Below are 15,607 nucleotides of genomic sequence, written 5' to 3' on the forward strand. Positions count from 1 at the left end.
AGCCCGAGCCCCACGCCGATGAGCGACTGGTCCGTCGACCACGCCCGCAAGACCTGGTCCATCCCGCACTGGTCCGGCGGCTACTTCGACGTGGCCGGCGGTGCCATGCAGGTGCTGCCGCGCGGCAAGGACGGGCCGTCGCTGGCGCTGCCGGCGCTGGTCGACGCGGCGCGCGCGCAGGGCATGCAGCTGCCGCTGCTGCTGCGCTTCCCGGACATCCTCGGCGACAGGCTGGCCCGGCTGCAGGCCGCCTTCGCCCAGGCCATGGCCGACTGGGACTACACCGGCGGCTACACTGCGGTGTACCCGATCAAGGTCAACCAGCACCGCGGCGTGGCCGGCACCCTGGCCGCGCACGCCGGCGAGGGCTTCGGCCTGGAGGCCGGCAGCAAGCCGGAACTGATGGCGGTGCTGGCGCTGAGCCGCCCCGGCGGGCTGATCGTGTGCAACGGCTACAAGGACCGCGAGTACATCCGCCTGGCGCTGATCGGGCGCAAGCTCGGCCTGGAGACCTTCATCGTCATCGAGAAGCCCTCCGAGCTGGCGCTGGTGATGGAAGAGGCGGCGAACCTGGACGTGCGCCCCGGCCTGGGCGTGCGCATGCGCCTGGCCAGCCTGGGCGCGGGCAAGTGGCAGAACAGCGGCGGCGACAAGGCCAAGTTCGGCCTCTCGCCGCGCCAGCTGCTGGACCTGTGGAAATCGCTGCGCGACAGCGGCATGGGCGACTGCCTGCAGCTGCTGCACTTCCACATGGGCTCGCAGATCTCCAACGTGCGCGACATCGCCAGCGGCATGCGCGAGGCGGTGCGCTACTACAGCGAGCTGTTGCGGCTGGGCGCGAAGGTGCGCTGGATGGACGTGGGCGGCGGCCTGGGCATCGACTACGAAGGCACCCGCTCGCGCAGCGAGTGCTCGATCAACTACAGCCTGGCCCAGTACGCGGCCAACATCGTGCAGCCGCTGGCCGAAGCCTGCGCCGAGCAGGGCCTGGTGCCGCCGCGGATCGTCACCGAGTGCGGCCGCGCGATGACCGCGCACCACGCGGTGCTGGTGGCCAACACCACCGAGGTGGAGACCGCGCCGGAAGGCCGCGTGCCTGACGCGCACGACGACGAGCCGGCGGCGATCCGCCACCTGCGCGCGCTGCACGCCGACCTGGACCAGCGGCCGCCGCTGGAGCTGTTCCACGAGGCCCAGCACTTCCATGCCGACGGCCTGTCCGCCTACGCGCAGGGCCAGATCGACCTGCCGCAGCGGGCGCGGGTGGACGACCTGTTCTACGCGGTCGCCCATGGCGTGCGCGCCCGCCTGGACTGGGGCGAGCGCAGCCACCGCGCGGTCCTGGACGAACTCAACGACCGCCTGGTCGACAAGTATTTCGTCAATTTCAGCGTATTCGAGTCGATCCCGGATGCCTGGGCGATCGACCAGGTGTTCCCGATCGTGCCGATCGAGCGCCTGGACGAAGAGCCGACCCGGCGCGGCGTGATCGCCGACATGACCTGCGACTCCGATGGCACGGTCAAGACCTACGTCGAGAACGGCGGCCTGGACACCTCGCTGCCGCTGCATGCGGTGCGCCATGGCGAGGGCTATCGCCTGGCGTTCTTCCTGGTCGGTGCCTACCAGGAGATCCTCGGCGACATCCATAACCTGTTCGGCGACACCGATGCGGTGGAAGTGCGGCTCACCGCCGACGGCGGCTACGAACTGACCCAGCAGCGCCGTGGCGACACCACCGACGTGATGCTCGACTACGTCGGCTACCGTCTGGACGACCTGCGCGCGGCCTATGCGCAGCGCGTCCACGCCGCCGGCCTGCCGGAGGCGGAGTCGCTGGCGCTGGCCGAAGCGCTGGAGGCGGGCCTGACCGGCTACACCTACCTGTCGGACGCGCCGCTGGCCTGAACCCGCCGCCGCCGCGCCATGCGCCGGCCATAGCGGTCGCGGTAAGGTGTAGTCCCCGTCCCCGTGGAGCGCACGGTGCTGGAACTGCTCAAGGCGGCCGCGGTCGGCCTGGCCACGCTGCTGCCGCTGGCCAACCCGTTGACCACGGTCGCGCTGATGATGGGCCTGTCGCGCGGCATGGACGAGGCCGAGCGCAACCGCCAGGCGCTCAAGGCCTCGATCTACGTGTTCGCGATCATGATGGTCGCGTACTACACCGGCCAGCTGGTGATGAACGTGTTCGGCATCTCGATCACCGGCCTGCGCATCGCCGGCGGCCTGATCGTGGCCTTCATCGGCTTCCGCATGCTGTTCCCGCAGCAGCGCCTGGACGAGACGCCCGAGGTGGAGCGGCGTGGCGAGGAACTGCGCCAGCACCGCACCGAGGACATCGCCTTCATCCCGCTGGCCATGCCCAGCACCGCCGGGCCGGGGACCATCGCCCTGATCATCAGCACCGCCGCGGCGGTGCGCAGCGAGCGGCCCTACGCCGAGTGGGTGATGCTGGCGGCGCCGCCGCTGGTGTTCTTCCTGGCCGCGGCGATCCTGCTGCTGTGCCTGCGCAGCTCCGGCACGATCATGCGCAAGCTCGGCAACAGCGGTGTGGAGGCGTTCTCGCGGCTGATGGGCTTCCTGCTGGTCTGCATCGGCGTGCAGTTCGTGATCAACGGCATCTACGAAGTGGCCGCCGAAGTGCAGGCGCTGCTGTCCTTGTAGGAGCGGGCATGGCCGCGACCCGGACGTCGTAACCATGAGGACGTCGCCTGCGCCGACGACGCAAGGTCGCGGCCATGCCCGCTCCTGTTAAGGGAGGCGCGGCTCAGCCGCGGAACACCTGGAACCCGGCAAAGCTCTGCGTCACCGGCATGATCTCCAGCCGGTTGATGTTGAGGTGCGCCGGCAGCGTGGCCACGTAGAAGATCTGTTCGGCGATGTCCTCCCCGGTCATCGGCTGCGCGTCCTTGTACAGCGTGTCGGAGGCGGCCTGGTTGCCATGGGTGCGGACCAGGGTGAACTCGGTCTCGGCCATGCCCGGCTCGATCGTGGTCACGCGCACGCCGCTGCCGTGCAGGTCGGTGCGCAGGTTCAGCGAGAACTGGCTGACGAAGGCCTTGGTCCCGCCATAGACGTTGCCGCCGGGATACGGATACACGCCGGCGACCGAGCTGACGTTGATGACCACGCCCTTGCGCGCGACCAGCGCCGGCAGCAGGCGGTGGGTCAGGGTGACCAGCGCGGTGACGTTGGTGTCGATCATCACCCGCCAGTCCTCGAGGCTGGCCTGCTGCGCCGGCGTGGTGCCCAGTGCCAGGCCGGCGTTGTTGACCAGCACGTCGATGTCGCGGAAGCCTTCGGGCAGCGCGGACAACGCCGCTTCCATCGCCGCCGCGTCGCGCACGTCGAAGCAGGCCGGGTGCACGTTTGCCGCGCCGAGCTCGTCGACCAGCGCCTGCAGGCGTTCGCCGCGGCGGCCGGTGGCCACCACCTTCCAGCCGGCGGCGACGAAGCGGCGCGCGGCGGCCAGGCCGAAACCGGAGGTGGCGCCGGTGATGAAGGCGGTGCGGGTCATGGAAGGTCCTCTACTGGGCTTTTATGGCCATCGCCGGCAGGCCGCTGCCGGCGAGCTTCTGCTTGGCTTCGGCCAGCTCGCTGGCGGTGGAGTAGGGGCCCATGCGCACGCGGTACACGGTCTTGCCGTTGGCCTGGCCGGTTTCCACCCGCGCACCCAGGCCGAGCATGGCCAGCTTGGCCTTCACTTCCTCGGCGTCGCCGGGCGCGCCGAAGGCGCCGGCCTGCAGGATGTAGCGGGCGCCGTCGCCGGGGGCTGCCGCTGCCTGCACCGGTGCGGGCGCGTTGGTGCCGGAAGCAGTGGCCGTGGATGCCGCCGCGGTGGTCGCGGTGCTGGCCGCCGGCGCGGCTGCCACGCTCGGCGGCTCTGGTGTGCGGCCTTCCAGCGCATCGCGCGCACGTCGGGCCTCGGCCTGCGCACGGCGTGCTTCCTCCTCGCGTGCGCTGGCGGCCAGTTCGGCGTCGCTCATGCGCACTTCGTTGCCGGGGAGCACGGTGTAGAAGTCGTACTGCGGCGCGGTTTCCGCCGGCGCTTCGCCGGCAGGCGTGTCGGCGATGGCCTCGGTGTCGGCGATCGGCGCCGGCTGCGCGTCCGGATCGGCGCGCGGGCCGAAGCGGACGAAGCCGTCGCCATCCTTCTTCAACAGTCCCGGCACCGCCAGGAACACCACCGCGCCGATGGCCAGTCCGGCCACCAGCCAGACCCAGGCCGGCCGGCCGCCCTTGCCGCCATTGCGCCGCGCCTGGTTCTTGCCACGTCTTGCCGCCATTACATCGTTCTCCGTATTGCCGCCGCGCGCGTCACATCCGCTCCGGCGCGCTTACGCCGAGCAGGCCAAGGCCGTTGGCCAGGCCCTGCCGCACCGCCAGCGCCAGCGCCAGGCGCGCATCGCGCAGGTCGGCGTCTTCCACCAGCACCGGCGTGTTTGCGTACCAGGTGTGGAAAGCATAGGCCAGTTCGCGCAGGTACTGGGCGATGAGGTGCGGTTCCAGCGACTGCCCGGCGGCCTCGACCGTTTCCGGCCAGCGCGACAGTTCCACGATCAAGGCCAGCGAGCCTTCGTCGTCGAGCCGGGCCAGCTGCGCCAGCGCGTTGGCCTGGTCCCAGGCGTAGCCCTTCTCGGTGCACTGGCGCAGCAGGGCGGCGACGCGGGCGTGCGCGTACTGCACGTAGAACACCGGGTTGTCGTTGCTCTGCTGGCGCGCCAGGTCGATGTCGAACACCAGCTGCGAATCGGGCTTGCGCGCGATCAGGAACCAGCGGGTCGCATCGCGCCCGGCTTCCTCGATCAGGTCGCGCAGGGTCAGGTAGGAGCCGGCGCGCTTGGACAGCTTCACTTCCTCGCCGCCGCGCATCACCGTGACCATCTGGTGCAGCACGTACTCCGGCCAGCCCTTGGGAATGCCCACGTCCAGCGCCTGCAGGCCGGCGCGCACGCGGGCGAGCGAGCCGTGGTGGTCGGCGCCCAGCTCGGTGATCGCGCGCTCGTAGCCGCGCTGCCACTTGCTCAGGTGGTAGGCCACGTCCGGCACGAAGTAGGTGTAGCTGCCGTCGGACTTGCGCATGACGCGGTCCTTGTCGTCGCCGAAGTCGGTGGACTTCAGCCACAGCGCGCCGCCTTCCTCGTAGGTGTGGCCCTTGGCGACCAGCTCGCGCACGGTTTCCTCGACCTTGCCGTCGGTGTACAGCGAGCTCTCGAGGAAGTAGATGTCGAAGTCGACGCCGAACGCGGCCAGGTCCTGGTTCTGCTCGTTGCGCAGGTACGCCACGGCGAAGCGGCGGATCGCGCCGGTGTCCTCGATGTCGCCGCTGCCGGCGACCTCGTGGCCCTCGATCCGCACCGTGTCGCCGCGCAGGTAGGCGTCGGCCACGTCCTGGATGTAGTCGCCGTTGTAGGCGTCGGCCGGCCAGGCTTCGTCACCCGGGCGCAGGCCACGCAGGCGCGCCTGGGTGGAGCGGGCCAGGTTCTCGATCTGCACGCCGGCGTCGTTGTAGTAGAACTCGCGGCGCACGTTCCAGCCGTTGGCGTCGAGCACGCGGGCGATGCAGTCGCCGATCGCGGCGGCGCGGCCATGGCCGACGTGCAGCGGGCCGGTCGGGTTGGCCGAGACGTATTCCACGCCGGCGGTGCGGCCGTGGCCGGAGCTGTTGCGGCCGTACTCTTCGCCGTGCTTCAGCGCGGCGGCGACTTCGCGCTGCCAGGCGCCGGCGGCGAGGTGGAAGTTGATGAAGCCGGGGCCGGCGATCTCGACCCGGGCGATGTCGTCGCTGGCCGGCAGCGCGGCCACCAGCGCCTGTGCCAGCGCGCGCGGATTGGTCCGCGCGGCCTTGGCCAGGAGCATGGCGGCGTTGGTGGCGAAATCGCCGTGTTCGCGGGTCTTGGGCCGTTCGACCACGAAGTCCGGGGTGGCGGCATCGGCCGGAACGGTGCCGGCGGCGCGCAGGGCTTCGATGCCCCGGGTGATCAGGGCGTTGAGGAGGGTCTTCACTCGGGGAGCGTTTTCATGCGGTCTGGCCGGGCATTTTACCTGCTCCGCCGCTTCGGAGCCGGGGCCGGCGCCGCGCCGCTCCTGTAGGAGCCCGCATGAGGGCGACGCGGCGCGACCATCCGGAGCCGGCGTTTGACGGGACATCCACGAACGGTGCGGAGAGGCGTCGTCGGCGGCCGTGTTGGCCAGCGGGGTCAGACCAGCCCGCGCGCCGCCATCGACACCGGTTCGCCGTCGCCGACGACGAAATGGTCCAGCAGGCGGATCTCCACCAGGGCCAGGGCCTGTTTCAGCCGGGCGGTGACCGCGCGGTCGGCCGCCGACGGGTCGGCGCAGCCGGAGGGATGGTTGTGGCCGATGATCACCGCTGCCGCGTTGTGGCCCAGCGCCCGCCGCACCACTTCGCGCGGGTGCACCTCGGCGCCGTCGATGGTCCCCTGGAACAGCTCCTCGAACGCCAGCGCCCGGTGCCGGGTATCCAGGAACAGGGCGGCGAACACCTCGTGCGGGTACGGGCGCAACCGCCGGGCGAAGTAGCGGCCGGCGGCGACCGGGTCGGTGAGTGCGTCGCCGCGTTCCAGCGCCGCGGCCAGGTGGCGGTTGCCCAGTTCCAGCGCGGCCGCCAGCTGGCAGGCGCGGGCGGGGCCCAGGCCGGGCAGCTTGGCCAGCTCGGCCGGGCGGCGGTCGAGCAGCGCGCGCAGCGGGCCGTGGGCGTCGAGCAGTTCGCGCGCGGTCTGCACCGCGTCGCGCCCGGGCAGGCCCGAGCCGAGGAAGATCGCCAGCAGTTCGGCGTCGGACAGCACCGCGGCGCCACGGCCGAGCAGCTTCTCGCGGGGACGTTCGGCGTGGGGCCAGTCGCTGATGCGCATGGGGCCAGCATGCGCGGCGGCCGCGGTCGCCGGCATCGGGGCCGCAGGGCGCTTGGAGTAAGCTGGCGCTCCCCTCCGGCGTAGGAAAACCCCAGGTGAGTGTTTCGGCCACCGGTCCGCTCGGCGGGCAGCGGATCCTGTTGTGCGTGGGCGGCGGGATCGCCGCCTACAAGGCCCTGGAACTGGTCCGCCGCCTGCGCGACGCGGGTGCGCAGGTGCAGGTGGCGATGACCGCCGGCGCCCAGCAGTTCGTCACCCCGCTCAGCTTCCAGGCGCTGTCCGGCCACCCGGCCCGCACCTCGCTGTGGGACAGCGCCGCCGAACAGGCCATGGGCCACCTGGAACTGGCGCGCTGGGCCGACCGCGTGCTGGTCGCCCCGGCCACCGCCGACCTGCTGGCGCGGCTGGCCCATGGCCTGGCCGACGACCTGGTCACCACCCTGTGCCTGGCCAGCACCGCGCCGCTGACCGTGTGCCCGGCGATGAACCACCGCATGTGGCAGCACCCGGCCACCCAGGCCAACGCCGCCACCCTGCGCGCGCGCGGGGTGCAGGTGCTGGGCCCCGACGACGGCCCGCTGGCCGAGGGCGAATCCGGCCCCGGTCGCCTGCGCGAGCCCGACGCCATCGTCGCCGCGCTGGCTGTTTCCCCCGTGGCGGCCGCCGCGTCCGCCAGCCCGGGCCTGCTGCAGGGCCTGAAGGTGGTGGTCAGCGCCGGCCCGACCTACGAGGACCTGGACCCGGTCCGCTACCTGGGCAACCGCAGCAGCGGCAAGATGGGCTTCGCGGTGGCCGCCAGCGCCGCCCGCCAGGGCGCACGGGTGGTGCTGGTCGCCGGCCCGGTGCAGCTGGACACCCCCACCGGCGTGCAGCGCGTGGACGTGCGTTCGGCGGTGCAGATGCGCGAGGCGGTGGCCGCCGCGCTGCCGGCCGACGTCTACATCGGCGCGGCCGCGGTGGCCGACTACACCCCGCGAGCGTTCTCGCCGAACAAGATCAAGAAGACCGGCAGCGGCGGCGAAGTGCTGGCGCTGGACCTGGTCCGCACCCCCGACATCCTGGCCGAGGTCGCACAGCGCGAAGATGCCGGCCTGAAGCTGGTGGTCGGCTTCGCCGCCGAGACCGACAACGTCGCCGACTACGCCCGGCAGAAGCTCGAGGCCAAGCGCCTGGACCTGATCGTGGCCAACCGCGTCGGCGTGCCCGGCAGCGGCTTCGAGAGCGACGACAACGCGATGACCGCCTACTGGCACGGTGGCGAGCGCGATTTCCCGCCGGCGCCGAAGCTGCGCCTGGCCGACGGCCTGGTCGAGCTGGTCGCGCAGCGGCTGCGGGCGGACGCTCGATGACCGCCGCCAGCCACGAACTGGAAGTGCGCCTGCTCGATCCGCGTTTCGGCGACAGCTGGCCGCTGCCCGAGTACGCCACCGCCGCCAGCGCCGGCATGGACCTGCGCGCGGCGCTGGAGACCGAGCTGCTGCTGCAGCCCGGCGATGCGGCGCTGGTGCCCAGCGGCCTGTCGATCCACGTCGCCGACCCGGGCCTGTGCGCGCTGGTGCTGCCGCGCTCCGGGCTGGGCCACCGCCACGGCATCGTCCTGGGCAACGGCACCGGCCTGATCGACGCCGACTACCAGGGCCCGCTGCTGATCAGCGTCTGGAACCGCGGCCGCGAGGCGTTCACCATCCAGCCCGGCGACCGCATCGCCCAGCTGGTGTTGGCACCGATCGTGCGAGCGAAGTTGAAGGTGGTGGATACTTTCGCCGGCAGCGCCCGTGGCGAAGGCGGCTTCGGCCACACCGGGGTGCGATGAACAGGGGGAAAGGTCCGAGCATGAGCGATACGGTTGCGAGCCGGCAGGTGTCCGGCCAGTTCAGGAAGAGCGCCCCGTTGCTGGCGGTGCTGCTGGCGTTGCTGGCCGCGTGGTTCGGCTGGAGCGGCGTCTCGCAGTGGCGCGCCGATGCGCGCGAATCGCAGCTGTCCGCCGCACGCGACCAACTGGTGGAAGCGACCTCGGCCGTGGTCGCGGCACAGGCCCGCACCCTGGGCGAAAAGCTCGAACTCGAAGCGGTGCAGGCCGCGCTGGCCGCCGGCGATACCAGTGCCGCCGCCGCCGCGCTCGCCAGCAACTGGGAGGGCGTGGAGCAGGCGCATGTCCTGCGCGCCGACCTGGGCGCGGCCTATGCCGACGCCGCCCGCTTCGGCTACGCCCGCCTGGGCCTGCTCGAGCGGGCGATGAACGAAGGCGCGGCGGTGGCCGCGGTGGTGCGCGAGGAAGGCAGCGCGCGCCTCGGCGTGGCCGCGCCGGCCACCCTGGCCGGCACGCCGGCAGTGGCCTACGCGCGCCTGCCGCTGGCCCGGCTGACCGCGGCCCTGGACCAGGCGGCGGTGCCGGGCGGCAGCTACCTGGCGCTGCGCCAGGGCGGCTACAACGTCGCCGAACGCGGCGACACCGCGCTGGCCGGCAGCGCCGACGTGCTGTCCCGTCCGGTCGGCAAGACCGGCCTGCGCGTGGTGGCGGCGGTGCCGGACGTGGCTGCCGGTCCGCTGGGCCTGGGCGCCGTGCCCTGCCTGGTGGCGGCGGTGCTGCTGGCGCTGCTGGCGGTGGCGGCCATGCTCATGGCCCGCGGCAAGCTGCCGCAGCTGCGGCGCAAGCCCGCGGCCGCCGATGGCGACGAGGAACTGCCGACCCTGGGCCAGACCATCCAGCGCGACCAGGAAGCTGCTCCGGCCGCCCCGGTGCGGGTGGCGCCGGTGGTGGCCGAGGCGCAGCTGGAGGCCGGGATCTTCCGCGCCTACGACATCCGCGGCGTGGTCGGCCGCGAACTCACCCCGCAGGTGGCCGCGTGGATCGGCCAGGCCATCGGCAGCGTGATGGCCGAGCAGGGCCTGACCGACATCGTGGTCGGCCGCGACGGCCGCCTGTCCGGGCCGGAGCTGGCCGGCGGCCTGGTCGAAGGCCTGCGCAAGGCCGGCCGCAACGTGATCGACGTGGGCATGGTGCCGACCCCGGTGGTGTACTTCGCCGCCTACCACCTGCGCGCCGGCAGCGGCGTGGCGGTGACCGGCGGCCACAACCCGCCGGACTACAACGGCTTCAAGATCGTGGTCGGCGGCGAGACCCTGTCCGGCGCGGCGATCCAGGATCTGTACGCGCGCATCCGCGAAGGCCGCCTGCTCGAGGCCGAGAGCGCCGGTTCGCTGCAGCAGCAGCCGGTCGACGAGGACTACATCCGCCGCATCGCCGATGACGTGCAGCTGGAGCGGCCGTTGAAGGTAGTGGTCGATGCCGGCAACGGCGTGGCCGGCGACATCGCGCCGCGCCTGCTCGAAGCGATCGGCGCCGAGGTGATCCCGCTGTACTGCGACGTGGACGGCAGCTTCCCCAACCACCACCCGGACCCGAGCGAGCCGCACAACCTCGAGGACCTGGTGCAGATGGTCAAGCGTTTCGACGCCGACCTGGGCCTGGCCTTCGACGGCGACGGCGACCGCCTGGGCGTGGTGACCAAGGAAGGCCAGATCATCTTCCCCGACCGCCTGCTGATGCTGTTCGCGGCCGACGTGCTGCAGCGCAATCCCGGCGCGCTGGTGATCTACGACGTCAAGTGCACCGGCAAGCTGTCCGACTACATCCTGCGCCACGGCGGCAGCCCGATGATGTGGAAGACCGGGCATTCGCTGATCAAGTCGAAGATGCGCGAGACCGAGGCCGAGCTGGCCGGCGAGATGAGCGGCCACTTCTTCTTCAAGGAGCGCTGGTACGGCTTCGACGACGGCCTTTACTCGGCCGCGCGCCTGCTGGAGATCCTGGCCGGTCGCTTCGAGACGCCCAGCGAAGTGCTGAACGAACTGCCCGACGCCGTGTCCACGCCCGAGATCAAGGTGCCCGTGCAGGACGACCCGCACGTGCTGGTGGCGCAGTTCGCGCGCGCAGCGCAGGCCGACGACACGCCGTTCGCCGGCGCCCGCCTGACCACCATCGACGGCCTGCGCGCGGACTGGAACGACGGCTGGGGCCTGCTGCGCGCCTCCAACACCACCCCGGTGCTGGTGCTGCGCTTCGAGGCCGACAACGAAGCGGCGCTGGAACGGATCAAGGCCCTCTACCGCGACCAGCTGCGCACGATCATGCCGGACGCGGCGCTGGACCTGTAGGAGCCCACTTCAGGGGGCGACCCGGCGTGGCCGGATCGTAGCAGCGGTCAACGTGACCGCTCGGTCCCTGGCCGTGGGCGTTCAACGCGGCGCCTGCCAACGGGATCGGGTCGCCCCCTGAAGTGGCCTCCTACAACGGCAGGCGCTACTGCTTCGGCGCGGGCGGCAGGTCGATCGCGGCGGTGTGCGTGCCGGGGAGGTCGCCGGACTTCAGTTCGCGGTAGCGCTGCAGGATCTGCTCGATTTCCACGTCCAGCTCGGCGCGCTGGCGCTCGAAGCTGGCCTGCAGCGTGGTGTGGTAGAGCAGCTGCGCGTGGCGGATGCGGATGTCGCCGGCCAGCTTGTCGGGGATGGGTTTGCCACCGAGTTCGCGCTCACCGGCGGTGCGCAGCAGGGTGACCAGGCCCTCGCGCAGGCTGGTGACGTTGTAGCGCGCGGTCTGGATGCTGTTGTCGACCAGCGTCACCCGTTCGGCGAACACCCGCCGCAGTTCGTCCTCGCTCTGGAACGAAGTCAGCAGGGCCTGTTCGGTGCGGCGGCGGGTTTCCTGGGCCAGCGCCTCGGACCGGCGCTGCGCCTCGGCCGCGGCCTGCTCGGCGCGCTCCTCGTCGGTGAGCGCGCGCTGCACCTCGCCGGTGCGCATGCCGCTGCTGACGCTGATTTCCTCGCGCGCGGCGGCCATGGCCTCCGGCGGCAGCGAGTCGGCGCCCTTGCGCTGGCCGTCCTCGTTCCAGCAGTAGAGCTTCTTGCTGGCTTCCTTCTTGTCCTGGGCCGCTGCCGTCAACGCCGGCAGGACCAGGCCGGCGGCGAGCAGCGCCAGCGCGGAGCGATGCAATGTCGTCTTCGATGGCGTCACGGCAGCCCCCTGCTGACAGTCAGCCTGTTGGATCGCAGCCGTAGCGGGCCCGGTAGGCCAGCAGCGGGGCGCGGAATTCCGCCAGTTTCTCGTTCCCGTCGGCGAATGCAAGCGGGTCGGCCAGCCCGGCCACCGCCAGCACCGGCACGCCGGCCTGCGCGGCCACGGCCTGCGCGGCCGAACGGCGGTCGCCTTCGGCGGCGATCTCCTGGCGGTCCAGCGCGACGACAATGCCGGCCACGCTGCCACCGGCGGCGGTGATGATCGCCAGCGCCTCGCGGATCGCGGTGCCGGCGGTGATCACATCGTCCACCACCAGCACCCGGCGCCCGGCCAGCGGCGCGCCGATCAGGTTGCCGCCCTCGCCGTGGGCCTTGGCTTCCTTGCGGTTGAACGCCAGCGGCAGGTCGCGGCCGCGGCGCGCGTATTCACAGGCCACGGCGGTGGCCAGCGGGATGCCCTTGTAGGCGGGGCCGAACAGCAGGTCGAACTCCAGGCCGGAGGCGTCGATGGCGTCGGCGTAGCAGGCGGCCAGCGCGGCGATGCTGGCGCCGCCGTCGAAGCGGCCGGCGTTGAAGAAATAGGGGGAGACGCGGCCGGACTTGAGGGTGAACTCGCCGAAGCGCAGGGCGTCGGCGTCCAGGGCCAGCTGCAGGAAGCGGGTGCGGTGGGTGGACATCGGGAGAGATGGGGGACAGGGCGGGACAGGATACCGGTCCGCTCCCCGGGGTCAGCTGGGCGGGCAGTGCGACGCTTGCAGGAATATGCAAGTAAGTATATATTTCCGGGCCATGAAGGAGCTGCACTGGATCGGCACGTCATTGGATGACTTGCGCGGGTTCCCGGCGGATGCACGGGCCGAAGCGGGTACGGACCTGCGTCGCGTCCAGCAAGGGGTCGATCCACGGGACTGGAAGCCCATGCCGGATGTCGGTGCAGGTACCCGGGAGATCCGCATCCGCACCCAGGATGGTGCTTTCAGGGTCTTCTACGTGGTCGAGAGCGCCACGGACGTCTACGTGTTGCATGCCTTCCAGAAGAAGAGCCAGAAGACCACGGCCAGAGACATTGAGAAGGGCAAGTCCCGGTACAGACTGATTCCATGAAAGAGAGGTGCCCCATGCGCAAGAGTGCCAGGGACGAAAACAGCATCACGACTTCCAGCGGCAATGTCTTCGCCGACCTCGGGTTCGACGAGGCCGAGGCCCAGGTGCTCGCGCTTCGCGCGGACCTGATGGTGCAGCTCGAGCAGACGATCAAGGCGCGCAAGATGACCCAGGTTGCGGCCTCCAAGGTCCTGGGCGTGAGCCAGGGCCGGGTGTCCGACCTGGCCCGGGGGAAGGTCGAGAAGTTCAGCCTCGACATGCTTGTCACCTTTGCGGCCAAGCTGGGAAAGCCGGCCAGGATCGAACTGTCGGCCTGATGTTCAGGCTGCGCGCGGTGGTTGGTCGCGGGAAGGGGCAGCGGGGCAAGCCCCGCTCTACAGGCGAGGCTGGCGGATACGCCGGGGGGCGGCTGGATTCGCTAGGCTAGGCGCTGGCCTGTCCCGGTTTTTTGCATGCGCATCATCAGCTTCAACGCCAACGGCATCCGTTCCGCGGCGACCAAGGGGTTCTTTGACTGGCTCGACGCGCAGCAGGCCGACGTGGTCTGCCTGCAGGAGACCAAGGCGCAGGAGGACCAGCTGACCGATCCGCGCTTCCGGCCCGACGGGCACCACTGCTTCTACCGCGACGCCAGCACCAGGAAGGGCTACAGCGGCGTGGCGATCTACGCCAGGCGCGAGCCGGACGAAGTACGCACGGCGCTGGGGCGGCCGGACTTCGACGAGGAGGGGCGTTATATCGAAGCGCGCTTCGGCAACCTCAGCGTAGTCTCGTTCTACATTCCGTCCGGGTCGTCGGGCGAGCTGCGACAGGGCTACAAGTTCCAGGTGATGGAGTGGCTGAAACCCATCCTGGACGAATGGCTGGCCAGCGGCCGCGACTACGTGCTGTGCGGTGACTGGAACATCGTCCGTTCGCGGCTGGACATCAGGAACTGGACCTCGAACCAGAAGAATTCCGGTTGCCTGCCGCCGGAGCGGTCATGGCTGAACGGGATGCTTGGCGCTGACGCCGGCAGCGACGGCACGTCGCAACGGCCGGTCGCGCAGGGCTGGGTCGACGCGTACCGCGTGCTGCATCCGGAAGGCCAGGACTACACCTGGTGGAGCAACCGCGGCGCGGCGCGGGCCAACAACGTCGGTTGGCGGATCGACTACCAGTTCGCCACGCCGTCGCTGCGTGAGCGGCTGCGTGGCTGCTCGATCTACCGCGAGCAGCGCTTCTCCGACCACGCGCCGTTCACCGTGGACTACGCGGACGGCGGCAAGTGAGCGCAGGCGTGCCGGAAACGACGGAAACCACGCCCGCGCCGCCGGCGAAGCCCGCATACAAGGGCTGGGCCGGCATCCGCCGCGCCTTCGGCACGCCGTCGGCGCTGACCCTGGCCTTCCTCGGCTTCGGCTGCGGCCTGCCGTTCCTGCCGATCGCGTCGATGACCCTGTCCACGCGCCTGCGCGATTCGGGGCTGGAGCTGCACGACATCGGCCTGATCAGCCTGGCCAGCTTCTTCTACCTGTTCAAGTTCCTGTGGGCGCCGCTGCTGGACCGCTACGTGTTCAGGCCGTTGGGTTTCCTCGGCCGCCGCCGTTCGTGGCTGTTCGCCGCGCAGCTGGGCGTGGGCGCGGGCCTGGCGGCGCTGGCGTTCCCCCGGCCGGAGCTGGGCGTGGCGCCGCTGGTGGGCTGGGTGCTGTTCTGCTCCTTCGCCGGTGCCACCCAGGATTCGGTGGTGGACGCCTACCGCATCGAGGTCGCGCCGGCCGACGCGCAGGCGGCGCTGGCGGCGACCTACACCCTGGGCTACCGCATCGGCCTGATCCTCGGCGGCGCCGGCGCGCTGTACCTGGCCGACTTCGCCGGCTGGAAGGTGGCCTACCTGGGCATGGCTGCGCTGATGGCGCTGCCGCTGCTGGCCACGCTGCTCAGCCGCGAACCGGCGGCGGTGGAACTGACGGTGCAACGCCGGATCGATTTCATCGGCGCGTTCTGGCAGCCGTTCTCGAGCTTTTTCCGCAACAACGGCGTGACCTTCGGCATCGCCCTGCTGGTGTTCGTGGGCCTGTTCACGTTCCCCGACCAGGTGATCGGGGTGATGGCCGGGCCGTTCTACCTGGACTCCGGCTACACCAAGGCCGACATCGCCACGGTGTCCAAGCTGTACGGGATCTGGGCCGGGATCGGCGGCGCGTTCCTGGGGGGGGTGTGCGTGGCCGCGTTCGGCTTCCGGCGGATGCTGCTGGTGGCGGCGCTGGGGGTGGCGCTGTCGAACCTGGCGTTCCTGCTGATGGCGCAGTATCCGTCGCAGATCTGGGCGTTCTACGCGGCGATCACCGCCGACAACGTGGCCCAGGGTTTCGCCGGGACCACCCTGGTGGCGTTCATGTCCTCGCTCACCGACCGCAACTTCACCGCCACCCAGTTCGCGCTGATGGTGTCGCTGGCCAACCTGCCGGGCAAGTTCGCCGGCGGGCTGTCCGGTTACGTGGTGGAGGCCAGTTCGTACGCGACCTTCTTCACCCTCAGCGCGCTGACCGTGGTGCCCACGCTGCTGCTGCTGGCCTGGCTGTGGCGCCGGATCCGCGAAACGGCGGCGCCGGCGGCCGGCTGAACGCACG

At 71.2% G+C, this 15,607-nt stretch carries 15 protein-coding genes; 9 read left to right on the forward strand and 6 right to left on the reverse strand.

The features are described 5' to 3' along the window. Positions 1–18 precede the first annotated feature (18 nt). Together speA and CSC64_RS01055 are read left to right on the forward strand one after the other, a co-directional pair. On the forward strand, positions 19–1,908 hold the full coding sequence (gene speA, locus CSC64_RS01050; protein ID WP_162433478.1) for an arginine decarboxylase: 1,890 nt from the start codon (positions 19–21) through the stop codon (positions 1,906–1,908). A 75-nt stretch (positions 1,909–1,983) separates the two neighbouring features. Beyond that, positions 1,984–2,664 carry a MarC family NAAT transporter gene (locus CSC64_RS01055; RefSeq protein WP_162433566.1) on the forward strand — a complete coding sequence of 227 codons (681 nt, stop codon included), beginning with the start codon at positions 1,984–1,986 and terminating at the stop codon, positions 2,662–2,664. Positions 2,665–2,767: 103 nt separating this feature from the next. Here CSC64_RS01055 and CSC64_RS01060 read toward each other — a convergent pair whose 3' ends face one another. The 4 genes from CSC64_RS01060 to radC form a co-directional block, all read right to left on the reverse strand. Further along, the gene (locus CSC64_RS01060) at positions 2,768–3,517 is read right to left on the reverse strand and encodes an SDR family NAD(P)-dependent oxidoreductase (protein WP_162433479.1); all 750 of its coding nucleotides are present in this window, start codon (positions 3,515–3,517) and stop codon (positions 2,768–2,770) included. Positions 3,518–3,527: 10 nt separating this feature from the next. Further along, positions 3,528–4,286, reverse strand: coding sequence for an SPOR domain-containing protein (locus CSC64_RS01065; protein WP_162433480.1), 759 nt, complete (start codon positions 4,284–4,286; stop codon positions 3,528–3,530). A 31-nt stretch (positions 4,287–4,317) separates the two neighbouring features. Continuing rightward, entirely contained in the window at positions 4,318–6,006 is a 1,689-nt protein-coding gene (gene argS / locus CSC64_RS01070; protein ID WP_162433481.1) for an arginine--tRNA ligase, read from the reverse strand. Positions 6,007–6,200: 194 nt separating this feature from the next. Next, the gene (radC, locus tag CSC64_RS01075) at positions 6,201–6,875 is read right to left on the reverse strand and encodes a RadC family protein (RefSeq protein WP_162433482.1); all 675 of its coding nucleotides are present in this window, start codon (positions 6,873–6,875) and stop codon (positions 6,201–6,203) included. Between the two features lie 95 nt (positions 6,876–6,970). Here radC and coaBC point away from each other — a divergent pair, with 95 nt between their 5' ends. Genes coaBC through CSC64_RS01090 form a run of 3 tightly spaced genes read left to right on the forward strand, consistent with a single transcriptional unit; the run spans position 6,971 to position 11,033 of the window. Beyond that, entirely contained in the window at positions 6,971–8,224 is a 1,254-nt protein-coding gene (gene coaBC / locus CSC64_RS01080) for a bifunctional phosphopantothenoylcysteine decarboxylase/phosphopantothenate--cysteine ligase CoaBC (RefSeq protein WP_162433483.1), read from the forward strand. Next, a complete protein-coding gene (gene dut, locus CSC64_RS01085; RefSeq protein WP_162433484.1) occupies positions 8,221–8,688 on the forward strand; it encodes a dUTP diphosphatase in 468 nt (155 codons plus the stop codon). Before coaBC ends, dut begins: the two co-directional genes overlap by 4 nt. A 20-nt stretch (positions 8,689–8,708) precedes the next feature. Next, entirely contained in the window at positions 8,709–11,033 is a 2,325-nt protein-coding gene (locus tag CSC64_RS01090) for a phosphomannomutase/phosphoglucomutase (protein WP_162433485.1), read from the forward strand. 145 nt (positions 11,034–11,178) lie between these two features. Here the strand turns inward: CSC64_RS01090 and CSC64_RS01095 are convergent, their stop codons facing one another. Together CSC64_RS01095 and pyrE are read right to left on the reverse strand one after the other, a co-directional pair. After that, on the reverse strand, positions 11,179–11,868 hold the full coding sequence (locus CSC64_RS01095; RefSeq protein WP_425501641.1) for a hypothetical protein: 690 nt from the start codon (positions 11,866–11,868) through the stop codon (positions 11,179–11,181). Between the two features lie 40 nt (positions 11,869–11,908). Then, a complete protein-coding gene (pyrE, locus tag CSC64_RS01100) occupies positions 11,909–12,568 on the reverse strand; it encodes an orotate phosphoribosyltransferase (RefSeq protein WP_162433486.1) in 660 nt (219 codons plus the stop codon). Positions 12,569–12,680: 112 nt separating this feature from the next. Here pyrE and CSC64_RS01105 point away from each other — a divergent pair, with 112 nt between their 5' ends. The 4 genes from CSC64_RS01105 to CSC64_RS01120 all read left to right on the forward strand — a co-directional run bounded on the left by CSC64_RS01105 (position 12,681) and on the right by CSC64_RS01120 (position 15,600). Beyond that, a complete protein-coding gene (locus CSC64_RS01105; RefSeq protein ID WP_162433487.1) occupies positions 12,681–12,995 on the forward strand; it encodes a type II toxin-antitoxin system RelE/ParE family toxin in 315 nt (104 codons plus the stop codon). A 14-nt stretch (positions 12,996–13,009) separates the two neighbouring features. Further along, positions 13,010–13,312, forward strand: a complete 303-nt coding sequence (locus CSC64_RS01110) for a helix-turn-helix domain-containing protein (protein WP_162433488.1) — start codon at positions 13,010–13,012, stop codon at positions 13,310–13,312. 135 nt (positions 13,313–13,447) lie between these two features. Continuing rightward, the gene (locus CSC64_RS01115; RefSeq protein ID WP_162433489.1) at positions 13,448–14,266 is read left to right on the forward strand and encodes an exodeoxyribonuclease III; all 819 of its coding nucleotides are present in this window, start codon (positions 13,448–13,450) and stop codon (positions 14,264–14,266) included. Further along, entirely contained in the window at positions 14,263–15,600 is a 1,338-nt protein-coding gene (locus CSC64_RS01120; protein ID WP_238389701.1) for an AmpG family muropeptide MFS transporter, read from the forward strand. Before CSC64_RS01115 ends, CSC64_RS01120 begins: the two co-directional genes overlap by 4 nt. Positions 15,601–15,607: the final 7 nt, after the last annotated feature.

The organism is Pseudoxanthomonas koreensis (assembly GCF_010093225.1).
Lineage (GTDB): Bacteria > Pseudomonadota > Gammaproteobacteria > Xanthomonadales > Xanthomonadaceae > Pseudoxanthomonas > Pseudoxanthomonas koreensis.

What these genes read in the sequence shown, in the direction of transcription:
- CSC64_RS01110 (WP_162433488.1), top strand. Translation starts at nt 13,010, where the DNA reads ATGCGCAAGAGTGCCAGGGACGAAAACAGCATCACGACTTCCAGCGGC.
- CSC64_RS01115 (WP_162433489.1), top strand. Translation starts at nt 13,448, where the DNA reads ATGCGCATCATCAGCTTCAACGCCAACGGCATCCGTTCCGCGGCGACC.
- CSC64_RS01105 (WP_162433487.1), top strand. Translation starts at nt 12,681, where the DNA reads ATGAAGGAGCTGCACTGGATCGGCACGTCATTGGATGACTTGCGCGGG.
- dut (WP_162433484.1), top strand. Translation starts at nt 8,221, where the DNA reads ATGACCGCCGCCAGCCACGAACTGGAAGTGCGCCTGCTCGATCCGCGT.
- radC (WP_162433482.1), bottom strand. Translation starts at nt 6,875, where the DNA reads ATGCGCATCAGCGACTGGCCCCACGCCGAACGTCCCCGCGAGAAGCTG.
- CSC64_RS01090 (WP_162433485.1), top strand. Translation starts at nt 8,709, where the DNA reads ATGAGCGATACGGTTGCGAGCCGGCAGGTGTCCGGCCAGTTCAGGAAG.
- speA (WP_162433478.1), top strand. Translation starts at nt 19, where the DNA reads ATGAGCGACTGGTCCGTCGACCACGCCCGCAAGACCTGGTCCATCCCG.
- CSC64_RS01060 (WP_162433479.1), bottom strand. Translation starts at nt 3,517, where the DNA reads ATGACCCGCACCGCCTTCATCACCGGCGCCACCTCCGGTTTCGGCCTG.
- CSC64_RS01065 (WP_162433480.1), bottom strand. Translation starts at nt 4,286, where the DNA reads ATGGCGGCAAGACGTGGCAAGAACCAGGCGCGGCGCAATGGCGGCAAG.
- pyrE (WP_162433486.1), bottom strand. Translation starts at nt 12,568, where the DNA reads ATGTCCACCCACCGCACCCGCTTCCTGCAGCTGGCCCTGGACGCCGAC.